The organism is Klebsiella sp. Q11, assembly GCF_964241505.1.
Lineage (GTDB): Bacteria > Pseudomonadota > Gammaproteobacteria > Enterobacterales > Enterobacteriaceae > Klebsiella > Klebsiella michiganensis.
The window spans coordinates 142,477-167,921 of record NZ_CAXSXW010000005.1; the positions used below are offsets into that span (position 1 = coordinate 142,477).

The 25,445-nt window shown below is 55.4% G+C and carries 25 protein-coding genes; 13 read left to right on the forward strand and 12 right to left on the reverse strand.

Annotation, left to right across the window (positions count from 1 at the left end):
* The first annotated feature begins 138 nt into the window (after positions 1-138).
* The 3 genes from paaX to ACESQ2_RS09715 are packed head-to-tail and all read left to right on the forward strand — an operon-like array spanning position 139 to position 2,089.
* Positions 139-1,065, forward strand: coding sequence for a phenylacetic acid degradation operon negative regulatory protein PaaX (gene paaX, locus ACESQ2_RS09705; RefSeq protein ID WP_014229190.1), 927 nt, complete (start codon positions 139-141; stop codon positions 1,063-1,065).
* A gap of 9 nt (positions 1,066-1,074) precedes the next feature.
* Positions 1,075-1,671, forward strand: coding sequence for a phenylacetic acid degradation protein PaaY (paaY, locus tag ACESQ2_RS09710; protein WP_014838356.1), 597 nt, complete (start codon positions 1,075-1,077; stop codon positions 1,669-1,671).
* Positions 1,672-1,678: 7 nt separating this feature from the next.
* The gene (locus ACESQ2_RS09715) at positions 1,679-2,089 is read left to right on the forward strand and encodes a GFA family protein (protein WP_086074107.1); all 411 of its coding nucleotides are present in this window, start codon (positions 1,679-1,681) and stop codon (positions 2,087-2,089) included.
* A gap of 37 nt (positions 2,090-2,126) precedes the next feature.
* Here ACESQ2_RS09715 and azoR read toward each other — a convergent pair whose 3' ends face one another.
* Positions 2,127-2,732: an FMN-dependent NADH-azoreductase gene (gene azoR, locus ACESQ2_RS09720; RefSeq protein ID WP_014229193.1), complete on the reverse strand. Its 606-nt coding sequence runs from the start codon at positions 2,730-2,732 to the stop codon at positions 2,127-2,129.
* A gap of 204 nt (positions 2,733-2,936) precedes the next feature.
* Here azoR and hrpA point away from each other — a divergent pair, with 204 nt between their 5' ends.
* The 3 genes from hrpA to ACESQ2_RS09735 are packed head-to-tail and all read left to right on the forward strand — an operon-like array spanning position 2,937 to position 9,246.
* On the forward strand, positions 2,937-6,878 hold the full coding sequence (hrpA, locus tag ACESQ2_RS09725; protein ID WP_373170333.1) for an ATP-dependent RNA helicase HrpA: 3,942 nt from the start codon (positions 2,937-2,939) through the stop codon (positions 6,876-6,878).
* The gene (locus ACESQ2_RS09730; RefSeq protein WP_373170334.1) at positions 6,863-8,266 is read left to right on the forward strand and encodes an AAA family ATPase; all 1,404 of its coding nucleotides are present in this window, start codon (positions 6,863-6,865) and stop codon (positions 8,264-8,266) included. Before hrpA ends, ACESQ2_RS09730 begins: the two co-directional genes overlap by 16 nt.
* A 2-nt stretch (positions 8,267-8,268) precedes the next feature.
* Entirely contained in the window at positions 8,269-9,246 is a 978-nt protein-coding gene (locus ACESQ2_RS09735; RefSeq protein WP_373170335.1) for a hypothetical protein, read from the forward strand.
* A 45-nt stretch (positions 9,247-9,291) separates the two neighbouring features.
* Here ACESQ2_RS09735 and ACESQ2_RS09740 read toward each other — a convergent pair whose 3' ends face one another.
* From ACESQ2_RS09740 to ACESQ2_RS09765, 6 genes are all read right to left on the reverse strand, one after another.
* Positions 9,292-9,951 carry an O-methyltransferase gene (locus ACESQ2_RS09740; protein WP_373170336.1) on the reverse strand — a complete coding sequence of 220 codons (660 nt, stop codon included), beginning with the start codon at positions 9,949-9,951 and terminating at the stop codon, positions 9,292-9,294.
* A 15-nt stretch (positions 9,952-9,966) separates the two neighbouring features.
* Positions 9,967-11,346: an efflux transporter outer membrane subunit gene (locus ACESQ2_RS09745; protein ID WP_046877277.1), complete on the reverse strand. Its 1,380-nt coding sequence runs from the start codon at positions 11,344-11,346 to the stop codon at positions 9,967-9,969.
* The gene (locus ACESQ2_RS09750; protein WP_046877278.1) at positions 11,343-12,428 is read right to left on the reverse strand and encodes an HlyD family secretion protein; all 1,086 of its coding nucleotides are present in this window, start codon (positions 12,426-12,428) and stop codon (positions 11,343-11,345) included. Before ACESQ2_RS09750 ends, ACESQ2_RS09745 begins: the two co-directional genes overlap by 4 nt.
* A 22-nt stretch (positions 12,429-12,450) precedes the next feature.
* Positions 12,451-14,103: an MFS transporter gene (locus ACESQ2_RS09755; RefSeq protein WP_014229198.1), complete on the reverse strand. Its 1,653-nt coding sequence runs from the start codon at positions 14,101-14,103 to the stop codon at positions 12,451-12,453.
* Positions 14,103-14,534, reverse strand: a complete 432-nt coding sequence (locus ACESQ2_RS09760; RefSeq protein ID WP_014229199.1) for a MarR family winged helix-turn-helix transcriptional regulator — start codon at positions 14,532-14,534, stop codon at positions 14,103-14,105. Before ACESQ2_RS09760 ends, ACESQ2_RS09755 begins: the two co-directional genes overlap by 1 nt.
* A gap of 176 nt (positions 14,535-14,710) precedes the next feature.
* Complete coding sequence (locus ACESQ2_RS09765) at positions 14,711-15,985, reverse strand: Glu/Leu/Phe/Val dehydrogenase (RefSeq protein ID WP_014229200.1); 1,275 nt, start codon at positions 15,983-15,985, stop codon at positions 14,711-14,713.
* 411 nt (positions 15,986-16,396) lie between these two features.
* Between ACESQ2_RS09765 and ACESQ2_RS09770 the strand changes: the two genes are divergently transcribed.
* On the forward strand, positions 16,397-17,188 hold the full coding sequence (locus ACESQ2_RS09770) for a YdcF family protein (RefSeq protein ID WP_373170337.1): 792 nt from the start codon (positions 16,397-16,399) through the stop codon (positions 17,186-17,188).
* A gap of 270 nt (positions 17,189-17,458) precedes the next feature.
* Entirely contained in the window at positions 17,459-18,898 is a 1,440-nt protein-coding gene (aldA, locus tag ACESQ2_RS09775; RefSeq protein WP_032693447.1) for an aldehyde dehydrogenase, read from the forward strand.
* 168 nt (positions 18,899-19,066) lie between these two features.
* Here the strand turns inward: aldA and gap are convergent, their stop codons facing one another.
* Positions 19,067-20,065 carry a type I glyceraldehyde-3-phosphate dehydrogenase gene (gene gap, locus ACESQ2_RS09780; RefSeq protein WP_345911209.1) on the reverse strand — a complete coding sequence of 333 codons (999 nt, stop codon included), beginning with the start codon at positions 20,063-20,065 and terminating at the stop codon, positions 19,067-19,069.
* A gap of 255 nt (positions 20,066-20,320) precedes the next feature.
* A complete protein-coding gene (locus tag ACESQ2_RS09785) occupies positions 20,321-20,815 on the reverse strand; it encodes a GNAT family N-acetyltransferase (RefSeq protein ID WP_088168182.1) in 495 nt (164 codons plus the stop codon).
* Between the two features lie 89 nt (positions 20,816-20,904).
* Between ACESQ2_RS09785 and ACESQ2_RS09790 the strand changes: the two genes are divergently transcribed.
* On the forward strand, positions 20,905-21,828 hold the full coding sequence (locus ACESQ2_RS09790; RefSeq protein ID WP_162097194.1) for a LysR family transcriptional regulator: 924 nt from the start codon (positions 20,905-20,907) through the stop codon (positions 21,826-21,828).
* A gap of 132 nt (positions 21,829-21,960) precedes the next feature.
* Positions 21,961-22,932, forward strand: coding sequence for a diguanylate cyclase (locus ACESQ2_RS09795; RefSeq protein WP_373170338.1), 972 nt, complete (start codon positions 21,961-21,963; stop codon positions 22,930-22,932).
* Positions 22,933-22,997: 65 nt separating this feature from the next.
* On the opposite strand, the gene ydfZ is transcribed toward ACESQ2_RS09795, so the two are convergent.
* Positions 22,998-23,201, reverse strand: coding sequence for a putative selenium delivery protein YdfZ (gene ydfZ / locus ACESQ2_RS09800; RefSeq protein WP_004850536.1), 204 nt, complete (start codon positions 23,199-23,201; stop codon positions 22,998-23,000).
* Positions 23,202-23,492: 291 nt separating this feature from the next.
* Between ydfZ and ACESQ2_RS09805 the strand changes: the two genes are divergently transcribed.
* Positions 23,493-23,690: a hypothetical protein gene (locus tag ACESQ2_RS09805; RefSeq protein ID WP_014838364.1), complete on the forward strand. Its 198-nt coding sequence runs from the start codon at positions 23,493-23,495 to the stop codon at positions 23,688-23,690.
* Positions 23,691-23,810: 120 nt separating this feature from the next.
* On the opposite strand, the gene ACESQ2_RS09810 is transcribed toward ACESQ2_RS09805, so the two are convergent.
* Together ACESQ2_RS09810 and ACESQ2_RS09815 are read right to left on the reverse strand one after the other, a co-directional pair.
* The gene (locus tag ACESQ2_RS09810; RefSeq protein WP_004850538.1) at positions 23,811-23,975 is read right to left on the reverse strand and encodes a hypothetical protein; all 165 of its coding nucleotides are present in this window, start codon (positions 23,973-23,975) and stop codon (positions 23,811-23,813) included.
* Positions 23,976-23,996: 21 nt separating this feature from the next.
* Positions 23,997-24,239 (reverse strand): DinI family protein, encoded by a 243-nt coding sequence (locus ACESQ2_RS09815; protein WP_004101739.1) that lies wholly within the window; start codon positions 24,237-24,239, stop codon positions 23,997-23,999.
* Positions 24,240-24,464: 225 nt separating this feature from the next.
* Here ACESQ2_RS09815 and cybB point away from each other — a divergent pair, with 225 nt between their 5' ends.
* The gene (gene cybB / locus ACESQ2_RS09820; RefSeq protein ID WP_025107908.1) at positions 24,465-24,992 is read left to right on the forward strand and encodes a cytochrome b561; all 528 of its coding nucleotides are present in this window, start codon (positions 24,465-24,467) and stop codon (positions 24,990-24,992) included.
* A 170-nt stretch (positions 24,993-25,162) separates the two neighbouring features.
* Complete coding sequence (locus ACESQ2_RS09825; RefSeq protein ID WP_004101746.1) at positions 25,163-25,438, forward strand: metal/formaldehyde-sensitive transcriptional repressor; 276 nt, start codon at positions 25,163-25,165, stop codon at positions 25,436-25,438.
* Positions 25,439-25,445 lie beyond the last annotated feature (7 nt).

The window sequence follows — 25,445 nt, forward strand, 5'->3', positions numbered from 1 at the left end:
CGGCTCGCGCTGCGCTTAGCCGGGCTACGTATTCTCCATCGTCTGCGGGCCGGTAGCCCGGACAGGTGCGCAGCACCGCCTCCGGGATTTCCTGTGCTATGATTCAAAAAGGACAAAAATCACAACAGAATGAATCAGATGAGTAAACTCGACACCTTTATTCAACAGGCCGTCGCCGCGATGCCCATCAGCGGGACCTCGCTTATTGCTTCTTTATACGGCGACGCCTTGCTCCAGCGCGGCGGAGAGGTCTGGCTCGGCAGCGTGGCGGCGCTGCTGGAAGGGCTGGGATTCGGCGAACGATTCGTGCGTACCGCGCTGTTCCGCCTGAATAAAGAAGAGTGGCTCGATGTGGTGCGCATTGGCCGCCGCAGCTTCTACCGCCTCAGCGACAAAGGCCTGCGCCTGACCCGCCGGGCGGAGCATAAAATCTATCGCGCCAGCGCCCCGGAGTGGGACGGTACCTGGCTGCTGCTGCTGTCGGAAGGGCTGGAGAAGAGCACTCTGGCGGAAGTCAAAAAACAGCTGCTGTGGCAGGGATTTGGCGCGCTGGCGCCGAGTCTGCTGGCTTCGCCATCGCAGAAGCTGGCGGACGTGCAATCTCTGCTGCACGAAGCGGGCGTAGCGGAGAATGTTATCTGCTTCGAAGCGCATTCCCCGCTGGCGCTCTCCCGGGCGGCGCTGCGCGCTCGCGTTGAAGAGTGTTGGCATCTCACCGAGCAGAACGCGATGTATGACGCGTTTATCTCCCTGTTTCGACCGCTGCTGCCGCTGCTTCGCGACTGCGAGCCCGCGGAGCTGACGCCTGAACGCTGCTTTCAAATTCAGCTCCTGCTGATTCACTTCTATCGCCGGGTGGTGCTGAAAGATCCGCTGCTGCCCGAAGAACTGCTCCCCGCGCACTGGGCCGGACAAACCGCGCGCCAGCTGTGCATCAATATTTATCAACGCGTTGCGCCCGGCGCGCTGGCGTTTGTCGGCGAGAAGGGCGAAAGCTCGGTGGGGGAACTTCCCGCGCCGGGGCCGCTCTATTTCCAGCGCTTCGGCGGGCTGTCGGGCGTATAAGGAGGCACCATGCCCATTTATCAGATTGACGGTATGACGCCGGTTGTACCGGACGAAAGCTATGTTCATCCCACCGCAGTGCTGATTGGCGACGTGATCCTCGGCAAAGGGGTCTACGTCGGCCCTAACGCCAGCCTGCGCGGCGATTTTGGCCGTATCGTGGTGAAAGATGGCGCTAACATCCAGGATAACTGCGTGATGCACGGCTTTCCCGGCCAGGACACGGTGGTGGAAGAAGAGGGACATATCGGCCACGGCGCGATTCTGCACGGCTGCACCATCGGCCGCAACGCGCTGGTGGGGATGAGCGCGGTGATTATTGACGGGGCCAGGATTGGGGAAAACAGCATCGTCGGCGCTTCGGCCTTTGTGAAAGCCAACGCTGAAATGCCCGCCAACCATCTGATTGTCGGCAGTCCGGCAAAAGCCATTCGTACATTAAGTGAACAGGAGCTGGCCTGGAAGAAGCAGGGGACGCGGGAGTATCAGGTGCTGGTGGAGCGCTGCAAACAGACGCTGCATCAGGTGGAACCGCTCAAAGAAGCAGAGTCGGACAGAAAGCGGCTGATCTTTGACGAGAATTTGCGGCCGAAATCATCATCCTGAGGGGAAAATCATGGCAGAGAAATTATCCGCTCAGTGCCACTGCGGCGCGGTGGCGTTTACCGTTGAGCTTAGCGATGGCTTCAACACCGTTCGCCGCTGTAACTGTTCATATTGCCGGATGCGTGGGGCGGTTGCGGTCTCCGCGCCGCTTTCAGGAATAGAGGTGGTGCGCGGACGGGATAAGCTCACGGAGTATCGTTTTAATACCGGTCAAGCCGTGCACTTTTTCTGCTCGGTATGCGGGATTTACACTTTTCATCAGCGGCGTTCAAACCCGCAGCAGTACGGCGTGAATGTGGCCTGCATTGACGGCGTGTCGCCCTTCGATTTTCCCTGCGTGGAGGTCAACGACGGCGTGAATCATCCGAAAGATGGCGGTGGTGGCGTGGTGGGGTATTTGCGCTACGAGAAAAAGTGAAACTCTCCTCCCGCCGGGAAGCGGGAGGAGTCAACTCTTATGCGGCTACAACGCTGTCGATAGCGGCTTTCGCATCAGACTGCGCTTTCGCTGCGACTTCCGGGCCGTAGGCGATGCCTTCAGCAAACACGAAGTTCACATCGGTAATGCCGATAAAGCCGAGGAAGGTGGAGAGGTAAGGGGTCACCAGATCGGTCGGGGTATCTTTATGGATACCGCCGCGGCTGGTGACGACAACCGCACGTTTACCTTTCACCAGACCTTCCGGCCCTTTCTCGGTGTAGCGGAAGGTCACGCCAGCGCGCGCCACCAGGTCGAAGTAGTTTTTCAGCTGGGTCGGGATGTTGAAGTTGTACATCGGCGCCGCGATAACAATCACATCGTTCGCCTGCAGTTCAGCGATCAGTTCGTCAGAAAGCGCCAGCGCTTCCTGCTGACGCGGCGTCAGCGGCGCGTCGCTCGGACGCAGAGCGCCAACCAGCTCGCCGTCCAGTACCGGAATTGGGTTTGCAGCCAGGTCGCGCACGGTGATAACGTCTTCCGCGTGCTTTTCACGCCATTGTTCAACAAAATAGTCGGACAGCTGACCAGATTGCGAGTACCCTGCCAGAATACTGGATTTCAGAACTAATACTTTGCTCATGGGTGTTTCCTTTTTTAATGTGATTGACGGGCCGATGCCCTGGTGCTTGTTGACACTCTATTCACAATCATGCCACAGAGAAAGCGCAATAAATCGAACTCTGTATTCAGTTTTTTTGAACAAGGCACGAAATGCGCGGATGTGGTACTCTAACGCAATACTTCAAAAGAGATTTTTCCCGGCAGTGCGCTGCCCGATAACGCTATGACAGAACAACAAAAAATAACCTTCTCATCGCTCTTTGAACGGCTTGATGGCCTGATGCTGCGCGATAGGTCGCGCTTCGCCCGTCGCCTGCACGGCGTGAAGAAGGTTAAAAATCCTGATGCCCAACAGGCCATTCTTCAGGAGATGGCGCAAGAAATTGAACAGGCGGCAGGGAGAGTCCTGCTGCGCGATGCCGCGCGGCCAGCGATTTCCTATCCGGAAAACCTGCCGGTTAGCCAGAAAAAACAGGAGATTCTCGAAGCCGTTCGCGATCACCAGGTGGTGATTGTGGCGGGGGAAACCGGGTCGGGGAAAACCACCCAGCTGCCAAAAATTTGTATGGAGCTGGGGCGCGGCGTTAAAGGCTTAATTGGCCATACGCAGCCGCGTCGCCTGGCCGCGCGTACCGTCGCCAACCGCATCGCCGAAGAGCTGCAAACGGAGCCGGGCGGCTGCATCGGCTATAAAGTTCGCTTTAGCGACCACGTCAGCGATAACACCATGGTTAAGCTGATGACCGACGGTATTCTGCTGGCGGAAATCCAGCAGGACCGGCTGCTGATGCAGTATGACACCATCATCATCGATGAAGCGCACGAACGCAGCCTCAATATCGACTTCCTGCTGGGTTATTTGCGGGAACTGCTGCCCCGTCGCCCGGATCTGAAAATTATTATCACCTCGGCGACCATCGATCCGGAACGCTTCTCGCGCCACTTTAACAACGCGCCGATTATCGAAGTGTCCGGGCGCACCTACCCGGTAGAAGTGCGCTATCGACCCATCGTTGAAGACGCCGACGACACCGAGCGCGATCAGCTGCAGGCGATTTTCGACGCCGTTGATGAGCTCGGGCGTGAAAGCCCCGGCGATATCCTCATTTTTATGAGCGGCGAGCGCGAAATTCGCGATACCGCCGATGCGCTCAATAAGCTGAATCTGCGCCATACCGAAGTGCTGCCGCTGTATGCGCGACTGTCCAACAGCGAACAGAATCGCGTGTTCCAGGCCCACAGCGGGCGGCGGATCGTGCTGGCCACCAACGTCGCGGAAACCTCGCTGACCGTGCCGGGCATCAAGTACGTTATCGATCCAGGTACCGCGCGTATCAGCCGCTACAGCTTCCGGACCAAAGTACAGCGCCTGCCGATTGAGCCGGTTTCCCAGGCGTCGGCTAACCAGCGTAAGGGCCGCTGCGGCCGCGTCTCCGAAGGGATCTGTATTCGTCTTTATTCTGAAGACGACTTCCTGTCGCGTCCGGAGTTTACCGACCCGGAGATTCTGCGCACCAACCTGGCGTCGGTTATTCTGCAAATGACCGCGCTCGGGCTCGGCGATATTGCCGCGTTCCCGTTCGTTGAAGCGCCGGACAAACGCAATATTCAGGACGGCGTGCGCCTGCTGGAAGAGCTGGGAGCGATTACTACTGACGAACAGCAGACCGCCTATAAGCTGACGCCGATGGGCCGCCAGCTGAGCCAGCTACCGGTGGACCCGCGTCTGGCGCGCATGGTACTGGAAGCGCAAAAACACGGCTGCGTGCGCGAGGCGATGATTATCACCTCGGCGCTCTCTATTCAGGATCCGCGCGAGCGGCCAATGGACAAGCAGCAGGCGTCCGACGAGAAACACCGCCGCTTCCACGACAAAGAGTCCGACTTCCTGGCGTTCGTCAACCTGTGGAACTACCTGGGCGAGCAGCAAAAAGCGCTCTCCTCGAATCAGTTCCGCCGCCAGTGCCGGGTTGATTTTCTCAACTACCTGCGCGTGCGCGAGTGGCAGGATATCTACACCCAGCTGCGTCAGGTGGTCAAAGAGCTCGGCCTGCCGGTCAATAGCGAGCCGGCGGAGTATCGCGAAATTCATACCGCGCTGCTGACCGGTCTGCTGTCGCACATCGGTATGAAAGACGCCGACAAGCAGGAGTTTACCGGCGCGCGCAACGCCCGCTTCTCCATCTTCCCCGGATCGGGGCTGTTTAAAAAGCCGCCGAAATGGACGATGGTCGCCGAACTGGTGGAAACCAGCCGCCTGTGGGGGCGCATCGCCGCGCGCATTGAGCCGGAGTGGGTCGAGCCGGTGGCGCAGCATCTGATCAAACGCTCGTACAGCGAACCCCACTGGGAGCGTGGGCAGGGCGCGGTGATGGCGACGGAGAAGGTGACCGTTTACGGTCTGCCGATTGTCGCTGCCCGCAAGGTCAACTACAGCCAGATTGACCCGGCGCTATGCCGCGAGCTGTTTATTCGTCACGCGCTGGTGGAGGGCGACTGGCAGACTCGCCACGCTTTCTTCCGCGAAAACCTGAAGCTGCGCAACGAAATTGAAGAGCTGGAGCATAAATCGCGCCGTCGCGACATTCTCGTCGATGACGAAACGCTGTTTGAGTTCTACGACCAGCGCATCAGCCATGACGTCATCTCCGCGCGCCACTTTGATAAATGGTGGAAGCAGGCCAGCCGCGAGACGCCGGATCTGCTCAACTTTGAAAAGAGCATGCTGATTAAGGAAGGCGCGGAGCAGGTCAGCAAGCTCGACTATCCGAACTTCTGGCATCAGGGCAACCTCAAGCTGCGTCTGACCTATCAGTTCGAGCCGGGCGCCGACGCCGACGGCGTGACGGTGCATATTCCGCTGCCGCTGCTCAACCAGGTGGAAGAGGCCGGGTTTGAGTGGCAGATCCCGGGGCTGCGCCGGGAGCTGGTTATCGCCCTGATTAAATCGCTGCCGAAGCCGGTGCGCCGCAATTTTGTCCCGGCGCCAAACTACGCGGAAGCGTTTCTCGGCCGCGCGACGCCGCTGGAGCTGCCGCTGCTGGATTCACTGGAGCGCGAGCTGCGGCGGATGACCGGCGTGACTATCGACCGCGAGGCCTGGCAATGGGATCAGGTGCCCGATCACCTGAAAATCACTTTCCGGGTGGTGGACGAGAAAAACAAGAAGCTGCAGGAAGGGCGTTCGCTGCAGGATCTGAAAGATGCGCTGAAAGGTAAGGTGCAGGAGACGCTGTCCGCGGTCGCCGATGACGGTATCGAGCAGAGCGGGCTGCATATCTGGAGCTTTGGCCAGCTTCCGGAGAGCTACGAGCAGAAGCGCGGCAACTACAAAGTTAAGGCCTGGCCGGCGCTGGTGGACGAACGCGACAGCGTGGCCATCAAGCTGTTTGATAATCCGCTGGAGCAGCAGCAGGAGATGTGGCGCGGCCTGCGCCGCCTGCTGCTGCTGAATATCCCGTCGCCGATAAAGTATCTGCACGAAAAGCTGCCGAATAAAGCCAAGCTGGGGCTCTATTTCAACCCCTACGGTAAAGTGCTGGATCTGATCGATGACTGCATCGCCTGCGGCGTGGATAAGCTGATTGACGAAGCGGGCGGCCCGGTATGGAGCGAAGAGGGCTTTGCCGCGCTGCATGAAAAGGTGCGCGCCGAGCTGAACGAGACGGTAGTGGACATTGCCAAACAGGTCGAGCAGATCCTGACCGCGGTCTTTAACGTCAACAAACGCCTGAAAGGGCGCGTGGATATGACCATGGCGCTGGGGCTGTCGGATATCAAATCGCAGATGAGCGGGCTGGTGTATCGCGGTTTCGTCACCGGTAACGGCTTCCGCCGCCTTGGAGACACGCTGCGCTATCTGCAGGCGATTGAAAAACGGCTGGAGAAAATGGCCATCGATCCGCACCGCGACCGCGCGCAGATGCTTAAAGTGGAGAGCATCCAGCAGGCGTGGCAGCAGTGGCTGAATAAGCTGCCGCCTCAGCGCCGTCAGGATGACGACGTGCAGGAGATCCGCTGGATGATTGAAGAGCTGCGCGTCAGCCTGTTCGCCCAGCAGCTCGGCACGCCGTATCCGATTTCCGACAAGCGGGTACTGCAGGCAATGGAGCAGATTAATGATTATATTAGTAAAATAAGGATTCAAATATGTTCACACAATTGAAGATTGAAAATTTTAAAGCATTCTCATGTAAGCAAGAAATAGAGTTTGCTCCAATAACTTTGATATTTGGGCAGAATTCATCAGGTAAAAGTTCTATTATTCAATCAATTCTGGCTTTAAAACAAACTTTATTGAATTCTACTAGTAATGCTAGCCTCATTACATGTGGTACTTGCATAGATTTGGGGGGGTATTTATCAGCTGTTAACTCGCACGATCCAGCAAAAGAGATTCAATTAGAGTTCTCTTTTGTTAATAATCTGCCGTCAAAAGAATATAATGATGAATTTTTAGAATATCCTGTTTTTGCTGTTACAGATATACGCAATGTAGGTCTGAGTTATAGCTATTCTAAAGATTTTGGCACTAGAGATAGTTTCCTTAATAAATTTTCTTATTTTGTGCAGACCCCGGGGACTAGGCATAAAAAAATAGAGTTAAATATCAAAAAAGGAGTTTCAGGTTACACAAAAACACTAGATGAGACATATTATGGCGATCATGAAACTTTTAAGTCTTTCTATTCGTTTATTACAAGGGTGAATAATAAGGCCATTGGAAAGGATTTGGAGCCAATTAATAGAGTTATATATGAGGCATTAGAGACTGGTGTATATAAGGTAAGGAAGGATATAGCTATTCCATTGATGCTAAGTGGCAATGTAATGGTTAATATCCCTAATGGCTATCTTCAGCGCATTTCAGAGGAAATAAAATATGAATTTAATCAAGTTAAATACTTAGGCCCTTTGCGAACGCATCCTAAAAGATTTTATCAAGCAGGAAAAGATATTGTTTCTAAGACTAAAGGTGAAACCAATTTAGGGGGGGAGTTGTTTGAAGCGGGTGAAGAGGTAATTACTGAAATTAATAAGTGGTTAGATTCTTTTGAAATATCATATGATATAAATGTTGAAAACCTTGGTAATGAAACAACAGGAGATGTAATCTCTGTCATTTTAAATGACAAAAGATCAAATACTTTGGTAACTCCTGCTGATGTCGGATTTGGCATTGGTCAGGTTATGCCTATTATAACAGAAGCTATTGCATCTAAAAATACAACAATATGTGTTGAACAACCTGAAATACATTTGCACCCAAGATTGCAAGCCCATCTTGCGGATTTATTTATCGACTCAGTGAACCCTAATGGTAAAAATAATCAGTGGATTATAGAGACCCATAGTGAATCTTTAATGCTCAGAATACAAAAAAGAATTCGTGAAAAAAAGATTGATTATCGTATGGTTAAGGTATTTTATGTAATTCCGGATTGCGATGGTTCTCAGATAATGGAGTTGCCTCTAGACAGTGATGGAGATTTTACCGTCCATTGGCCAGAAGGCTTTTTTGATGAAAGGCTTAATGATATTTTTGGAGCTTAAAAATGTTGACTGAGTTCCATTTTGATGAAGAGCTTTTATCAAGTGATGAAATAACATCCGAAGTATCACATGCTCTGAATATATCATTTTTAGAGTTTTGGTTTGAAAGAGGATGTTTTGTTTATCCTTATTCCAATCTTGTGAATTACAAAGAGTGGATTCAGTATATTCATCCGAAATATATTCAGAAATGGCAGGCAGCGTTCACGGTAAATTTAACTAGTGATATGTTAACTGGTTATAAGATAATTAATGAACATGATGAGTTTTCCGCATTAAAAAAATCATGCTTGGATAATGGAATTGATTTGGTTCTTGTTTCAAACGGTTTTGGTAAATTTGGAATCAATGCAAGCGTCGACTTTATTAGTAATGTAATTGATATTGCAAAGGTGAGCTCATTTTTATCAACTCCAATTGTTCAACGTAATAAATCCCTACTTAATAAAGGGATTCTTCCCGGTGAAAATATTGAAGATGTATGGAGAGATCAATTTTTAAAAGTCGCAAAACACTCAAAAAAAATAACGATAATAGATAGGTATTTCGGTAAGAATTTATGCGAGGATATACAAAATCAAAATGCGTCAAAATTAACTTGCTTACACAAATTCATTGACCTTTTGTCTATTGCAAATAAAAAATTCAATATTAATATTATTACTGCTGGGGATGTTAAGGACTCGCAAATGCATCTGGAAATAGAGAATTATTCAAGACGTTTATTACAAAAGGCAGCTATTAAAAAAATAGTGGCATCATTAAGTATATCATCTTGTGATGACGCGGTATTTAGAGATAACTCCCATGAAAGATATATATGTTTTGAGTCTTTTGTATATAAGGTTGATAGAGGTATGAAAATATTTTCACCTTATCCGCAAGTAGCAACCTCAATTACTATGAGCAGAAATGTTGCAGGCTCCACCTTCAATCATGCGTTGCAAGCATTAATGAAAAAACGTTTGTGGGTGTTTTAATCTTTGATAGATGCAAAGGGAATTGCATCTATCATTGTATAACTATTATATGTTCACCCACGCGAGGGTGAACCCATCCCAGCCTTTGCTGCCCACGGTTTGCAGGGCCGTGACCGTCAGTCGCGGGTCGCTGCCCATCATGTCGATAAACGCTCTGACACCCTGCACCCGATCATCTGCGCTCTCCGGATTCGTCACTTCGCCATCGCGCACCACGTTATCGCCCACAATCACTGTCCCCGGACGGGAATAGCGTAACGCCCAGCGCAGATAGTGGGGATTATTGGGCTTATCCGCATCGATAAAAATGAGATCGAACGGCGGGTGCTCTCCCAGCGTTTCGAGGCTGGTCAGCGCCGGGCCTTCCAGCACCGCAACGCGATCGTCCACGCCCGCCAGGCGCAGGTTCTCGCGGGCGACGGCGGCATGGTGTGCGTCGGCCTCCAGGGTAAGTAATTCGCCATCGGCGGGCAATTCTCGGGCCATCCAGATGGTGCTGTAGCCGCCGAGCGTGCCAATCTCGAGGATGCGTCTGGCGCCCGTCATGCGCACCAGCAGGGCCAGAAACTGCCCCTGATTAGCGGCAACGTCGATAGCCGGAAGCCCGGCGCGCTGGTTATTCTCCAGAACCTGGCTGAGTAGCGGATCGGTGGGGATTAACGCTGTCACGAGATAATTATCTACTGCCGACCACTGTTGTTGCATGTCAGATTTCCCGTATTACATCCCTGATGAATCAGACCAGCCGCCTCCCAGCGACCGGTACAAATCAACTTGCGCCAGCAGCAGGTTGTTTTTCACCTGTACTACGCTGAGCTGGGTGGAAAACAGCGTGCGCTGGGCGTCCAGCACGTCCAGATAGGAGGAGTAGCCGTTGCGATAGCGGTTTTGCGCGATGCGCAGCGTCTCCTGGGCCACCTTCTCCTGCGCCTGCAGCTCCGCCAGCTGCTCGCCGTAGCGGCCGATGGCATCGAGACTGTCATTCACCTCTTTAAACGCGCCGCGTACCGTTTTCTCATAGCTAAACAGCGCCTGATTGCGCTGGGCCATCGAAACGTCCACCTGGGCATTCAGCGCCTGGCGGTTGAGCAGCGGCGCCAGAATGCTGCCGCCGAGGCTCCATAAGCGTAGCGGATTATCCAGCAGGTCGGGCAGGGTGCGATCCTGCAGGCTGCCGGTGGCGGTAAGGTTAATGGACGGCAGCAGCTGCGCCTGTGATGAGGCCAGGGTGGCGTCGGCGGCCACCAGCTGACGCTGGGCCTGAACGATATCCGGTCGGCGGTTGAGCAGGGTTGACGGTAGCTGGGAAGGTAGCGATAGCGGCGACAGCTGCGCGAACGCGTTGCGCTTAACGGCGTCCGGATTGGCGCCGAGCAGAAGGCTGAGCGCATTTTCCTGCTGGGCGATTTGGTGGCGCAGCGGCGGAATTTGCGCGCGCGTGGAGCGCAGTTCGGAGTCCGCCTGCATCAGCTCCAGGCGTGAGGTATAGCCCGTCTCAAACTGGCGCTTCGCCAGTTTGAAGGCATCTTCGCGCGATTTTAACGTTTGCTGCGTCACCCGCAGCTGTTCATCCAGCGAGAGCAGGGTGATATAGCCGGCCGCCACCGAAGAGGCGACGGTCAGATTCGCCGCTGCGGCAGCCGCCTTTTGCGCCTCCAGGCTGGCTTGCGCCGCGCTGGCGGCGCTGCGGTTTGCGCCCCAGAGATCAACATCGTAGCTGGCGGTTAGCGCGCCTTTATACACCGTACTGTGGACAGGCAGGCCGGTAGCGGCCGACTGGGACCGCGCGCGGGTGCCGGTCAATCCGGCGTCAAGGGAGGGAAACAGGCTGCTATCGGCGGCGTAAGCCCGCGCCTGGTACTCGTTGACCCGTTCGCGGGCTATCAGCACGTCGCTGTTGTAGCGCAGCGCCTGGTCAACGTAGAGATTGAGCGTACTGTCGTGGAAGTTGCGCCACCACACGCCCTCAACCGGGCTGGAGGGGCCGACATCCGCCCGCCAGGCGGCGGGGATCTGCAGCCCGGGCGCGGCCCGTTGAACGTCGGCGGACTGGCAGCCGGCCAGCGCAAGCATAACGGCGAGAGCGAGCGGACGGATCATTGCTGCTCCTCCGCGCGGGTATCGATGGTAACCTGCACCGACATGCCCGGCCGCAGGCGCTGGCCGTTTTGCTGCCCCTCATCAACGGCGATGCGTACCGGAATGCGCTGGGCGATTTTGACAAAGTTACCGGTGGCGTTATCCGGCGAAATAGCGCTGAACTCCACGCCGGTCGCCGGGGAGATGCTCTGCACCGTACCGGTGAATTTCTCGCTGTTCAGCGCATCCACGGTAAAGGTCACCGGCTGTCCGACGCGCACCTGGGCCAGCTGGGTCTCTTTCAGGTTAGCGATCAGCCAGTGCTGCGGCGGCACCAGCGAGGTCAAATGCGTCCCGGCGGTCACGTATGCGCCAAGGCGAACGGAGATTTGCCCAAGCTGACCGTCCGTCGGCGCGATAATACGGGTGTTTTGCAGGTCTATCTGCGCCAGCTCCAGCGCGGCTTTCGCATTGGCGACGTCGGCGAGCAGCGAGTCACGATTAACGATGGTTGATTGCAAATCCTGGCGCGACATCTCCAGCGTTGCTTTGGCCTGCTCGATATCCGCGGTGCCCTGCGCCGCGCTGGCGCGGGCGGAATCGCGTTCGCGAATCGATAGCGAGCCGTCGGCGGTCAGCTCCTGAACGCGTTTTAAATCCGCCTGAGTTTTCAGATTCTGCGCGCGGGCGTTTTGCAGCGCCGCTTCGTTACGCGTGATGACCGCTTCGGCGCTTTTACGCTGCTGCTGATTGTTTTTCAGCGCCGCCTCTTTCATCGCCAGCTGAGCTTCCGCCTGATGGACGCGCTGCTTATAGATGCGGTCGTCGATTTGAAACAGCACGTCGCCGGCTTTTACCTGATTAAAATCCTGGACCTTAACCTCGGTGATATAACCGTTGACCTGCGGGCTGATAAACGTGGTTTGCCCGCGAACGTAGGCGTTATCGGTAAACTGGCTTTCTCGGGTAAACGGCGGCAGCTGCCAGGCGTAGAGAATAACCAGTACGCCAACGATGCCAATGGCGGCGGCGGTAAAAATAGAGACGATGCGAATATTATTTCGGGTATTGGCCTGCTGTTTGGCCGCATCCTGCTGACTCATAATAACTCCAGAGTGAAAATTTTTATTTGCTTCCCGTCGCGCGCTTCAGCGCGATACGAGCGGTAATACGTAATCTTATTAAGCGCCAGAAAACCCATACCAGCGTGGCGGCTGAAATCGCCGCCGTCAGCAGATAGGTATCATTGTAAGCGAGAATATTGGCCTGCAGGGTGGCGGCGTTTTGCAGCAGCGTGGTGGCCTGAACGTTGAGCAACGTGCTGTCGCCAATCTGGCTTTGATACATCTGGCTGTACTGCTGCAAACGCTCGGTAATCAGCGGATTGAGCGTGGTAAGCTGGTCGGCGAGCTGGCTGGAGTGAAACTTCTCCCGCCAGGTCTGAAAGGTGCCGAGAATAGCGGAACCCAGCAGGCCGCCGATATTCTGGCTCATGCCGAACAGCACCGAGAAGCTCACCAGGTTGCGCTGGTCGGCAATGACGCCGCCAATCCCCGCCAGCATCGCCGGGGCGAGGAAAAAGGCGCTGCCGAAGCCCAGCAGAAACTGGCTGAACATCAGCTGCTCCGGTCGCGTGAGGATCGTCGACTGGCTGTCGAGCAGCGAGGCAACCATAATCAACGCCAGCGCCGTGGCGGTGGGCCAGTAGAGGCGCTGCGGGTTGAGCGTCAGGCAGCTGGCGACGATGCCGCAGACGATCCCGGCGAAAATCGACCATGCCAGGTTGGTCATCTGTTCATTCTGCAAACCCACGTACTGCAGCCAGCCGATAACGCCGGTATTCTGCTCCGCCAGCACGATGCGGATCAGCAGCATAATCAGCCCGAGGCGCAGAATACTGCCGCTGGAGAGCCATTTGATATTGAGCAGCGGGTTGCTGCGGTTATGCTCAAAGGCAATCGCGGAGACAATCAGCACCACCGCGCCCGCCAGCGCCCAGCCGATCCACGGCGCTTCAAACCACCAGTCCAGCCGTCCCAGCGACAGCACCGCGGTGACCAGCGCCATCCCCGGCGCCAGCAGGAAGAAGGTGATGAAGTCTTTCTTCTCAAACACCTTTTTACGATCGCTTGGCGGCAGCTTGAGGGCGATCACGCAGGCCAGCGACACCAGCGCCAGCCCCAGCTCAAAGAAGTACAGCCCGCGCCACTCGTCGATTTGCAGCAGCTCGGTTGAGAACAGGCGCGCCAGCGGGATCGCCAGAGATGAACCGGTGATGCCGATGGTCAGCGCTTTGAGCCGATGGCGGGCGGGCCAGGCCTGTACCTGATAATAAATCCCCAGCGAGCTTAGCGCTGCGGCTACCATGCCGTGGGCGGCGCGCACCATCAGCGCTGAACTGAGGTCGTTGACGAACAGGTGGAAAAAGGTCACCAGCACGTAGAGAACGAGAAAACCCTCGGTAAAAGCGCGCAGGCCGAACTGCTGGCGAAACTTCACCAGCAGCAGGTTGATGGAGACGTTGGTCATCACGTAGACCGCCGGGAGCCAGGCAATCTCGGTTGACCAGGCGGCAAAGGTACCCTGCAACAGCTGAAGATTGGCGGTCACCACCGCGTTGCCGAGCGCGCCCGTCAGGCAGACCAGCAGCCCGACGATCCCGTAGGCAATACGTTTTGGCGTACTGTGGATGGGGGTCGACGGCGAGCCGAGGATCGCCGGTTTTTCGTGCGGGGCCCAGTCGTGAGGAACATAGGGATTAGCGTGACGACGCGGCATTATTTTTTCTCAACCTCGCGCAGCAGCTTCTCCAGTACCCGCTGCGTCTGCCGCTGCTCTTCGGGGGTAATGGCGGTAAGGATCTCCTCCCGCAAATCATCGGCCACCGTTTTCACCTGCTGATACACCTCAAGGCCTTTGGCGGTAGCGATCAGCAGTCGTTTACGCTTGTCGCGTTCGGTTTTCACCCGCTCGACCAGACCGAGATCGACCAGCCGGTTGAGCAGCGGTACGAGGGTTGCGCTTTCGACGCCGAGCTCCTGGGCCAGCTCGCTTTGCGATAGCGGCTTTTCGTTACGCGCGATGGCGGAAACGGCGACCCAGCTGGCCTGGCTCATGCCAAGGTCCTTGAGCCGACGGTTGACCGCCAGGCGCCAGTGGTGGGCGGTCAGATATAAAAGATGGGAAAAGTTAAGCTGTCGGTTATCCATAGGTCAGTCTGCAATATCGTTAGAGCTCTAATGATTTTTGCCTGACCAGAACGAGAATTCAAGCCTGATTGATAAAAACAGGTTAACGGTATGTGCGTTTATTGTGGAAGAAGCTTTGGGAGGGGGAAGAGAGTTCTGGTCTCAGCCCGGCATTAACCGGGCTGAGAAGGGGGATTTTATCCCGGATAAATACCGCGATCTTTACGCGCCATCAGAATTCGCTCACAGGCCACGATATAGGCGGCGGTACGCAAAGAGCACGCTTTTTCCACCGCTTTTTCGTAAACGTGAACGATCGCATCGGTCATGATACGGTCCATTTTGGCGTTGATCTCTTCTTCGCTCCAGAAGAAGCTGGCCATATCCTGCACCCATTCGAAGTAGCTCACGGTGACGCCGCCGGCATTACAAATAACGTCCGGCACCACCACGATGCCGCGCTCGGCCAGCACGTCGTCCGCTTCCGGATAGGTCGGGCCGTTAGCGCCTTCAAGCACCAGTTTGCAGCTGAGGGTTTCCGCGCGCTCGCGCGTAATCTGACCTTCCAGCGCCGCCGGGATCAGAATATCCATCGGCGTCGTCCAGAACGCTTCTTTGTCAATTTCGCGGGCGCCCGGGAAGCCGGCAATTTGCTTGTTCTCCGCCTGCCATGCGGTCAGCGCGGCCATATCAATGCCGCCCTCGTTATACAGCGTGGCGGTGTGGTCCTGAATCACCACAATCCGCGCGCCGACGCCTGCGAACAGGCGGGCCGCTTCGCTGCCCACGTTACCAAAACCCTGCAGCGCGACTTTGGCACCCTCGATTTCGATACCGCTGCGGCGAGCCACTTCGCGACCGGTGACGAATACGCCGCGGCCGGTGGCTTTTTCACGGCCCAGCGAACCGCCGAGGTGAATAGGCTTGCCGGTAACCACGCCGGTGATGGTGGTGCCGTGGTTCATGGAGTAAGTATCCATCATCCAGGCCATCACTTTACCGTTGGTACCAACGTCCGGCGCCGGAATATCTTTTTGCGGCCCGATGATAATGCCGATCTCGCTGGTATAACGACGGGTCAAACGTTCCAGTTCACCCTCTGATAGTGAGAACGGGTCGACGCGGATACCGCCCTTGGCGCCGCCGTAGGGAATATTGACTGCCGCACACTTGATGGTCATCCAGGCTGAAAGCGCCATCACTTCATTCAAATCGACATCCGGATGGTAGCGCACGCCGCCTTTACCCGGTCCACGCGAGAGGTTGTGCTGGACGCGGTAGCCTTCGAAGTGGCGGATAGTGCCATCATCCATTTGTACCGGAATATCAACGATCAGCGCGCGTTTCGGATGGCGCAGGGTTTCGATCCAGTAGGCGAGATCGCCGAGATAGGGCGCAACGCGATCGATTTGACGCAGGTAGGTGGTCCATGGAGATGTACTACTTTCAGAAGCGTAAGATAACTTTTCCATAAGAGTCCTGTTTCGCAGTGATAATTATTTTGTTAACCGTGGAAAGGTACAGCTATAAACTCTGTAACGAGAATGTTATCACCAATTTAATGGGACGGTATTTGGCAAAAATGCAGAATATGCTGTCGTTGCGGCTGGGGTTCGGCTTTTTATGAATAAAAAAACGGAAAACAAGGTCATCAATGGATGAATATGCATCTTTGTGCATTAAAGCCGTAGTTGTGACCCTTTATCTCTATTTATCAGAATCTTGACCCTCTTCAAAAAGTGAATAAAACGCTATGTATATGTGTTGACTTTGTTGCTTAACAGGCGTGGGTGTTCTGTTCGCACTTTATTACCCCAAAGTACGCTGTACCGTCTAAGATGGTGGCCGGTAATGTCAGGCTAAGAACGCTAAAAGGAGAGAACATGTCAGAGCATTTTCCATCGCTGCCGGAGGCGGTACTGGCCGCGGCGAACCAGCTGGGGGCCTGGCTGGCGCAGGATGATTTACCGCAGGATCCGCAAATAGAGCTGGTGGTGCTGGCAGGCAATGCGGTGATCCCGACCATTGATTTCGCCTGCCGGCTGGCGGCGCATCACGCCGTTCCTCTGCTGATCAGCGGCGGTATCGGCCACTCCACCTCGTTTTTATACCAGTCGGTGCTGAATGACCCGCGCTATCGCACCATTCCGGTAGACGATCGCGCCGAGGCGCATATTCTGGCCGACATTGCCCATCAGTTCTGGGCGATTCCGCGCCAACGAATCGTGGTGGAAGACCGCTCCACCAACTGCGGCGAGAACGCGCGCTTTACCCGGCAGATGCTGGAGCACAACGGCATTGCGCACCGTGCGGGGGTGGTGGTTCAGGATCCGACCATGCAGCGGCGAACGATGGCGACATTTGCCCGCGTCTGGCAAGACGACCCGCGTGCGCCGACGTGGTACAGCGCGCCGGGCTGTTCACCGGTGTTGTGTAACGGGCGTGACGGCGTCACGTTCAGCGGGAAAGAGGCGGGTCTGTGGCCGGTGGGGCGCTATCTGGCGCTGATCCTCGGTGAACTGCCGCGGCTGGCGGATAACCCGCAGGGCTACGGCCCCCAGGGTAAGGGATTTATCGCTCATGTGGATATTCCGCCGTACATCGCTCAGGCGTGGCAGACGCTGCGCGACGACCGCCTGCTCTCCGATGCGCTAAGCGCGCGTCAGCTGGCTTAGAAGATGGCGCGGCATGCCATGATAGCCAGCCCGCGTTTCCCCTTCGAACGCAGGACCTATTAGCCGGTAACTCTCATCTTGCCCGTTTGCGTTGGCGATATCGCAAACGGGCATCATCTGTTATTGAATTGTGATTTTTACGCCCCGGGTTGCTCTGTTTTTATGAAATATCTCACAAAAACAAGCGCTCATGCTGTCCCTTTGCCTGATGGACGATAATTTTTAACATCTAGTTCACCTGTTAAAAACAATAATCCTGAGGAGCAGACCATGACAGCACCCGTTCAACACCCTATGTATATTGACGGCCAGTTTGAACCCGGCCGCGGTGATGCATGGATTGATGTGATCAATCCGGCGACGGAAGCGCTGCTTTCGCGTATTCCCGACGGCAGCGCGGAAGATGCCCGGCGCGCGATTCTGGCCGCTGAGCGCGCGCAGCCGGGCTGGGAAGCCCTGCCGGCGATTGAGCGAGCGGGGTGGCTGCGCAAAATCGCTGCCGGTATCCGCGAGCGGGCCGAGGAGATCGCCGCGCTGATCGTCGCCGAGGGCGGAAAAATACAGCAGCTGGCCGCGGTGGAGGTCTCCTTTACCGCCGATTATCTGGATTATATGGCCGAATGGGCGCGCCGTTATGAAGGTGAAATTGTACAGAGCGACCGGCCGGGGGAAAATATTCTGGTATTCAAGCGCGCGCTGGGCGTGACCACCGGCATTCTGCCGTGGAATTTTCCGTTCTTCCTGATTGCCCGCAAGCTGGCGCCGGCGCTCATTACCGGTAATACCATCGTGATTAAACCGAGTGAATTTACGCCGAATAACGCCATCGCTTTTGCGCAAATCGTCCATGATATCGGCCTGCCGAAAGGGGTCTTTAACCTGGTGCTGGGGCGCGGCGAAACCGTGGGCCAGGAGCTGGCGAGCAATCCGAAAGTGGCGATGGTCAGCATGACCGGCAGCGTCGCCGCGGGCGAGAAGATTATGGCCGCGGCGGCGAAAAACATCACCAAAGTGTGTCTGGAGCTGGGCGGTAAAGCGCCCGCTATCGTGATGGACGATGCGGATCTTGAGCTGGCGGTTAAGGCAGTGGTGGATTCTCGCGTCATTAATAGCGGGCAGGTGTGTAACTGCGTTGAGCGCGTCTATGTGCAAAAGGGCATTTACGATCGCTTCGTTAACCGTCTGGGTGAAGCGCTGAAGGCGGTGCAGTTTGGCGATCCGGCGTCTCGCGACGATATCGCAATGGGACCGTTGATTAACGCCGCCGCGCTGGAGCGCGTGGAGCAGAAGGTGGCGAAAGCGGTGGCCCAGGGCGCGCGCGTCGTCCTGGGTGGGAAAGCGGTGACGGGTAAGGGCTATTTCTATCCGCCGACGCTGCTGCTGGACGTGCGCCAGGAGATGGATATCGTGCATGAAGAGACGTTCGGCCCGGTGCTGCCGGTGGTGGCGTTTGATACCCTTGAAGAAGCGCTGGCGATGGCCAACGACAGCGATTACGGGCTGACGTCGTCAATCTATACCCGCGATTTGAACGTCGCGATGAAGGCGATCAAAGGGTTGAAGTTTGGTGAAACCTATATTAACCGCGAGAATTTCGAAGCGATGCAGGGTTTCCATGCCGGATGGCGTAAATCGGGCATCGGCGGCGCCGACGGGCGTCATGGTCTGAATGAGTATCTGCAAACCCAGGTGGTCTATCTGCAGGCCTGAGTCAGCAGAGAACCGGTGGGCTTCCCGGAGGCGATGCTGCGCATCTGTCCGGGCTACCCAGCCCGCAGACCGCCTCCCGGGTCGCGGCTGACGCCTTACCCGGGCTACCCAAACGCAGGCCGCACGTACCTGTAGCCCGGGCAAGGCGCGTTGCGCCGCCCCCGGGGTTTATTTGGCGAACTTATCCAGCACGCGGATAAGCTGGGTAACGAAGCCATACTCGTTATCGTACCAGGAGACGGTTTTCACCAGCTGGAGATCGCCAACCTCGGCAATCTCCAGCTGCGTGGCGTCATAAATGGAACCGAAATGGCTGCCAATCACGTCCGACGAGACGATCTCCTCTTCGGTGTAACCGAATGATTCGTTGTTCGTCGCCGCGTTTTTCATCGCCTGATTGACTTCTTCAGCGGAGACCTTTTTCTCCAGCACCGACACCAGCTCAGTCACCGACCCGGTTTTCGTCGGTACGCGCTGGGCGTGGCCCTTCAGCTTGCCGCTAAGCGCTGGAATAACCAGCCCGATGGCTTTCGCCGCCCCGGTTGTATGCGGAATGATATTTTCCGCCGCCGCGCGGGAAGCGCGTAGATCTTTGCCGCGGGGGCCGTCAACCAGCGATTGCGTACCGGTATAGGCGTGAATCGTGGTCATGGTCCCCACCTTAATACCAAAGGCGTCATTCAGCACTTTCGCCATCGGCGCCAGGCAGTTGGTGGTGCAGGAGGCCACGGAAATAATCGTATCGCTTGCCTCCAGCGTGTCGTCGTTAACGTTATAGACAATGGTTTTCATATCGCCAGCGGGCGCGGAGATAAGCACTTTTTTAGCGCCGGCGATCAGATGAGCTTGCGCTTTTTCCGCGGAGGTATAAAAACCCGTACACTCGACAATCAGCTCGGCACCGACTGCTTTCCACGGAATATGCTGAGCCTCTTTTTCGGCATAAACGGTAATTTTTTTGCCGTCAACGATAAGCGCATCTTCAGTAAAATCGACGCTCCACGGGAAAGGTCCGTAGTTAGAATCATGCTTAAGCAGGTAGGCCAGTACCTTAGGGGAGGTGAGGTCGTTGATGGCGACGACCTCTAAAGGACTATTAACCTCCAGTAATCGGCGCAGTACTAAACGTCCAATACGCCCAAATCCATTAATCCCGAGTTTACTCATGAAGAATCTCCAGGTCAGTTGAACTGTCAGGTGAAAACTTCTCCAGGCTTAGTTCAGCTGGCGGAATAGGGCAACCAACGATTTTTCCGGCACCGTTAAATGCTGATAAAAACGCGTACGGAAAAGTGAATAAATTCGGCGGGTTGTGGGCGGGGCGTTAAGGGTTAATAATTTTTTGTTTCAGCTTTATACGCCGCGGGCATATTGGCAAGGGATTGAAAAGGTGGGCCCTGGAAGGGCCCGCCGGGTGGCCGATTATTCGGCGTTCCCGCCCCGTTCAGCAAAAGCGGCAAGCGCGGCGCCGTCAAGGCGATAGCGAACCCACTCACTTTGCGCAACGGCGCCAATGCTCAGATAAAAATCAATGGCCGGCTGGTTCCAGTCGAGCACGCTCCACTCCAGGCGACCGCACTCTCTTTTTACCGCCAGCTGAGCGATGGTTCGCAATAGCGCTTTTCCAGCGCCGCGGCCGCGAAATTCGGGAGTGACGTACAGATCTTCCATATAGATGCCGTTTCGACCGAGCCAGGTGGAATAGCTGGTGAAGAACACCGCGTACCCGGCAACCTTATTGTCAATCTCGCAGATTAGCGCTTCCGTTTTGCTGTCGCGGGCGAAAAGCGATGCCTGGATTTCATCTACCGTGGTGACCACCTGCTCCGGCGCTTTTTCATAAACCGCAAGCTCGTAAATCATGTCATAAATTGCTTTTGCGTCCGCCGGGCGGGCCTGACGAATGGTCATATTCATTGGAGTACCTGTTGTGCCATCGTGAGTTTGATACCGCCAAGCATAAACGTTAAGGTTAGAAGAATTAAGTGCAATGAAATCACCCAATGATGAATATTATGCATCCTGCGCTTCGCCGTCTTGATTTGAATCTGCTGCCGGTATTTGAGGCGGTCTACCGCTATCGTTCGGTCCGCCTGGCGGCGGAAGAGCTGGCGATGAGCACATCAGCGTTAAGCCACGCGCTATCCAGACTGCGCGCCGCGCTCAACGACCCGCTTTTCTATCGCGAAGGTCATCGTATGTGCCCCAGCGTTTACGCCACCCAGCTCGCGCCTTCCATCGCTTCGGCGCTCAAGTTTTTAGATCAGGAGCTTACTCCGCAGCCGAAGTTTGTGGCCTCAGCCAGTACCGACTGCCTACAGATAGCGATCACGGACTTCACCGCGCAGTGCGTTTTCCCGACGCTGATGCCCAGGCTACAGCAGCAGGCGCCAGGCCTGCGTTTCGAACTGCGCTATCTGCCGCACAGCCCGGCGCTGACGGAACTGCTGGCCGGCGAGGTGGATTTAGCGCTGGGATTTAGCGCGCTGGATGAAGCAGAGCATCCGGAGCTGGATGAGATTTGCTGGCTGAAAGATGATTATGTTGCGATAAGCAGCGCCAGGCGATCCCGGCTCACGCTGGCGGACTACCTGGCAGCACGGCATCTGGTAGTCACCCCGTGGAATGAAAGCCAGGGCGTTCTCGACGTGCAGCTTGCGAAAATGGGCTTCTCGCGGCATATCACCATCAAAACCCCCTCTATGCTGAGCGCGCCAGCTATTATTGCGCAAAGTGAACTGCTTATGGCGATACCGCGCTCTGCCGCGGCAAAAATGACTGACGCGGCGACGCTGAAGGTCTTTGAATTACCGTTTGAGGTTCCGCCGTTTGAAGTGAAAATCTATTCCCACAAGCGGAGCGGGCAGCGCGGCGCGAGCCAGTGGCTGAAAGAGAGGCTGAGGGAGTGGGCCGCGACGGAACGAACCTGATGTCTCGTTTGACGAGTCAGCGATATATGCTTAACTCATGAGACAACAAATGTGAATCGTCTGTTAACAGCCTGATGTGCGCTTCAATGGTAAGCGCAGCGTCATCTATCCTGATAACGTAAGAGAGAAAAATTGAAATTAGCCGGACTCCATCCCGATGAACTGCGTCGCCTGCAATCGCTGCGGGCATCCGGATTACTTAATAGCGGAAAAGAAGAGCGTTTCGATCGCCTGACCCGGCTTGCGCGTACGCTCTACGATCTGCCGGTGGCGTCGGTTAGCCTCGTGGGAGAAAATACCCTGCATGTTAAATCCTGCGCCGGACTTGAAGTCGATACCCTGCCGAGGGATATCACGTTCTGCGCGCATACTATTCTGCAGACCGACCCTTTAATCGTTAATGACCTGCAGCAGGATCTGCGCTTTCACGATAACCCGCTGGTCACGGAAGCGCCTTTTATCCGCTTTTATGCCGGATACCCGGTACAGCTGCCTGACGGCGCGACGGTCGGCGCGTTCTGCCTGATGGACCACAAGCCGCGCGCCTTTTCCGTGCATGAGATACAAATATTAAGCGACCTGGCCGCCATCGTTGAAGATGAATTCAAGGTGCTCGACGCGGCGACCGCCGATGAGCTGACGGGGCTGTTCAACCGCCGGGGTTTTATGTCGTTAGCGGAGTACGCGCTGCTGACGGCCAGGCGGCGCAATGAACCGGCGAGCCTCGTATTTATCGATCTCGATCGCTTTAAGCTGATTAACGATACCTGGGGTCATGAACAGGGGGATAAAGCCCTGACGGCGATGGCTGATTTGATGAAAGCCACCTTCCGGGAGTCGGATATCATTGCCAGGCAGGGCGGAGATGAGTTTATTATCCTGCTTGCTAATACTGCCCAGCAGGCGGCGGGCATCGCGATGGCGCAGCTAAGCAATAACGTTGCTGAGTATAATCAACAGGCGGGCAATCCGTGGCAGCTGGCCTTTTCCTGGGGCTGCGTTGAATACGCCCCTGCAACGCATCATAGCCTCAATGAGATCGTTGCGGTGGCGGACCGGCGCATGTATCAGGCGAAGACCAGCCATGGCGCCGAGCGCCGGTAGGGAACCGCCCGGCGTCGCCAGCCGATATTCGGCGTCTGGCTGATGCCGCGGCGGCTTGCGCTTCCTTAGTGGAGACCAAGGCGGATCAGTTCAACGGGCTCGAACTTACCTTCCGTCCCTTCCACTTCGACTGTCTTATTACGGCGCAGCTGGGCTGGCGTTAAGCCCGTCGCGTGGATAGCGATAATTTTACCGGTTTTACCCGTCCCGTTAATCATCACCTGGCTGCCGTTAGTAATAGGATTGCGGTTACGATCGTAAGTGATCATGCTGATTTCTCCTTTTAATCATCGGGTGGTAACAATCGCTTCTCGCGCCGGGCTGCCCCCGGCGCGGACGTAATACCAATACGCCTCTCGGCCCGTCATTTTGTTGTTTTTGATCAACTTCACACTTTTTAGCGTTCCTCAACGGGCAAACGAGCCGGGGACAGGCTTTGCCTGACCCGGAATCCGTACTGCTTTTGAAGACGATTCCGCGGGTATCAACCCCCGTGGAGGCCCGGGTTGCAGTCGCTGATGCGGCTGCTAAACTTTTTTCGGGCATAACGGAGCGGAACGATGAAGAACAAAGAAGAGCAAACGGGGCTGATTGGTCTTGCCATTGGCGCGGCGGTTATTGGCCTGGTCTCTGGCCAGAAGCCAATTAACCGGGAAAGCATTGTTGAAGAACTGGTGAGACTGGGTAGACAGAAGGGGGATGGCATCGAGGACGAGATTTTTATGCAGGCGGCAACGCTGGTGCGCAAGGGGGTATGATCCCGCCGGTTGAAGAAGCCCGGGTAGGCGAAAACCCGGGATTAAACGGGGAGGAAGGTCATCATAAGATACGCTATCACAATGCATATCAGCGCCATGTACCAGACAAAGCTCATTCTGTTACCCGCCCTGTAGCGCCATGCCGGTCACCGCGTTAACCACGGTCGCGGCCATCAAAACGCCGCCGACGATAGCGCACGCACGGTTTTTCCGGGTCGCCCCCAACGTCAACATTACCACCGCTGCGGCAAAGAGGGGGATGGCTATTATGCTGAAAGTGTTCATCGTTTCCTCAACACTCGCCCGTTAATCTTCCTGCATCCACATATCGGCTTCTTCGAACATCTCCTGCACGGCGCGGCTGATCTGCTCCTTCTCGTGCTTGCTGGCGTCAGTATTGATGGAAGCCAGGGTCATCATCGGCTTAACGCGGACGTCGGCATCGGGAAAAATGCGATGCACTCGCTTCGTCAGTTCATTAAGAATGATCTCTTTAGCGCCGGCCAATCCTTCGAAATTTCTCTTGTCATAAATCAGCTCTACGAACATTTTTTATCCCGTTGATGATAATAGCAGGAAGTATTGTACTGTGATTATATACAGCGTCAAGGCCGAGGTATACGTTCCCCGTATTCCTGCGCCGGGGATAACTCGCCGCTTTTGCATTAAATGCGTGAAACCGACAATTGTTTTTTTATAAGTACGTAAAAGTTAATGAATTTTTAATAAAAGGTGTTTATGTTGGCGATATCACCGTTTTATTAAGGGTTTCTCATGCGCGATAAATATTCTGGCCTGCAAATTGGTATCCACTGGCTGGTGTTTCTTTTAGTGATAGGCGCTTACGCGGCGATGGAGCTGCGGGGCTTTTTTCCCCGCAGCGCGCGGCCCGTCATCAATATGATTCACGTCTCCTGCGGGATTTCTATTTTTGTTCTGATGGTGGTGCGCCTGTTGGTGCGTCTCAAATCCCCGGCGCCGCCAATTGTGCCTAAGCCGTCGCCGATGATGACCGGCTTCGCGCATCTGGGGCATCTGGTTATCTATCTGCTGTTTATCGCGCTGCCGGCCATCGGCATGGTCATGATGTACTACCGCGGTAACCCGTGGTTCGCGTTTGGCCTGACCATGCCGCACGCGGCGGAAAGCAATTTTGAGCTGGTGGATACCCTGAAAGCGTGGCACGAGCTGCTGGCCAATACCGGCTACTTTATCATTGGCCTGCACGCGCTGGCGGCGCTGTTGCACCACTACTTCTGGAAAGATAACACGCTGCTGAGGATGATGCCGCGCAGGCGCTAAACCTCGATAAACCCGCTTCGGCGGGTTTTTTTGTCTCATTCTTCGGGGGGCCTCAACTTCCGCTAAGCGCAAATTCTCGCCGCTATGCTACGGTTAAAGCAGCGAAGCCATTTGCCTCATGGCAACAATAAATATAGTATACCCCCCTATATGATATGGAGGGCGTCACCATGCCACATTCACCTGAAGATAAAAAGCGTGCCCTCAGTCGGGTAAGGCGCATCCGTGGCCAGGTTGAAGCGCTCGAGCGGGCGCTGGAATCCGGCGAACCCTGTATGACCATTCTGCAACAAATCGCCTCAATTCGCGGCGCCGCCAACGGCCTGATGGGAGAGATGGTTGAAATTCATCTGCAGGATGAACTGGTCAGCGGCGAAACGACGCCAGACCAGCGCGCCGCCAGAATGGCGGAAGTCGGGCATCTGCTACGGTCCTATTTAAAATAAAATCACC

Excerpts from the sequence above, each read along its gene's own strand:
- ACESQ2_RS09785 (WP_088168182.1), bottom strand. The coding sequence starts at position 20,815 with ATGAATATGACCATTCGTCAGGCCCGCCCGGCGGACGCAAAAGCAATT.
- aldA (WP_032693447.1), top strand. The coding sequence starts at position 17,459 with ATGACAGCACCCGTTCAACACCCTATGTATATTGACGGCCAGTTTGAA.
- ACESQ2_RS09815 (WP_004101739.1), bottom strand. The coding sequence starts at position 24,239 with ATGTTCGTAGAGCTGATTTATGACAAGAGAAATTTCGAAGGATTGGCC.
- cybB (WP_025107908.1), top strand. The coding sequence starts at position 24,465 with ATGCGCGATAAATATTCTGGCCTGCAAATTGGTATCCACTGGCTGGTG.
- ACESQ2_RS09755 (WP_014229198.1), bottom strand. The coding sequence starts at position 14,103 with ATGCCGCGTCGTCACGCTAATCCCTATGTTCCTCACGACTGGGCCCCG.
- azoR (WP_014229193.1), bottom strand. The coding sequence starts at position 2,732 with ATGAGCAAAGTATTAGTTCTGAAATCCAGTATTCTGGCAGGGTACTCG.
- gap (WP_345911209.1), bottom strand. The coding sequence starts at position 20,065 with ATGAGTAAACTCGGGATTAATGGATTTGGGCGTATTGGACGTTTAGTA.
- ACESQ2_RS09805 (WP_014838364.1), top strand. The coding sequence starts at position 23,493 with ATGAAGAACAAAGAAGAGCAAACGGGGCTGATTGGTCTTGCCATTGGC.
- ACESQ2_RS09730 (WP_373170334.1), top strand. The coding sequence starts at position 6,863 with ATGTTCACACAATTGAAGATTGAAAATTTTAAAGCATTCTCATGTAAG.
- ACESQ2_RS09810 (WP_004850538.1), bottom strand. The coding sequence starts at position 23,975 with ATGAACACTTTCAGCATAATAGCCATCCCCCTCTTTGCCGCAGCGGTG.
- ACESQ2_RS09750 (WP_046877278.1), bottom strand. The coding sequence starts at position 12,428 with ATGAGTCAGCAGGATGCGGCCAAACAGCAGGCCAATACCCGAAATAAT.
- paaX (WP_014229190.1), top strand. The coding sequence starts at position 139 with ATGAGTAAACTCGACACCTTTATTCAACAGGCCGTCGCCGCGATGCCC.
- ACESQ2_RS09825 (WP_004101746.1), top strand. The coding sequence starts at position 25,163 with ATGCCACATTCACCTGAAGATAAAAAGCGTGCCCTCAGTCGGGTAAGG.
- ACESQ2_RS09770 (WP_373170337.1), top strand. The coding sequence starts at position 16,397 with ATGTCAGAGCATTTTCCATCGCTGCCGGAGGCGGTACTGGCCGCGGCG.
- ACESQ2_RS09760 (WP_014229199.1), bottom strand. The coding sequence starts at position 14,534 with ATGGATAACCGACAGCTTAACTTTTCCCATCTTTTATATCTGACCGCC.
- hrpA (WP_373170333.1), top strand. The coding sequence starts at position 2,937 with ATGACAGAACAACAAAAAATAACCTTCTCATCGCTCTTTGAACGGCTT.
- ACESQ2_RS09735 (WP_373170335.1), top strand. The coding sequence starts at position 8,269 with ATGTTGACTGAGTTCCATTTTGATGAAGAGCTTTTATCAAGTGATGAA.
- ydfZ (WP_004850536.1), bottom strand. The coding sequence starts at position 23,201 with ATGATCACTTACGATCGTAACCGCAATCCTATTACTAACGGCAGCCAG.
- ACESQ2_RS09765 (WP_014229200.1), bottom strand. The coding sequence starts at position 15,985 with ATGGAAAAGTTATCTTACGCTTCTGAAAGTAGTACATCTCCATGGACC.
- ACESQ2_RS09745 (WP_046877277.1), bottom strand. The coding sequence starts at position 11,346 with ATGATCCGTCCGCTCGCTCTCGCCGTTATGCTTGCGCTGGCCGGCTGC.
- ACESQ2_RS09790 (WP_162097194.1), top strand. The coding sequence starts at position 20,905 with ATGAATATTATGCATCCTGCGCTTCGCCGTCTTGATTTGAATCTGCTG.
- ACESQ2_RS09740 (WP_373170336.1), bottom strand. The coding sequence starts at position 9,951 with ATGCAACAACAGTGGTCGGCAGTAGATAATTATCTCGTGACAGCGTTA.
- paaY (WP_014838356.1), top strand. The coding sequence starts at position 1,075 with ATGCCCATTTATCAGATTGACGGTATGACGCCGGTTGTACCGGACGAA.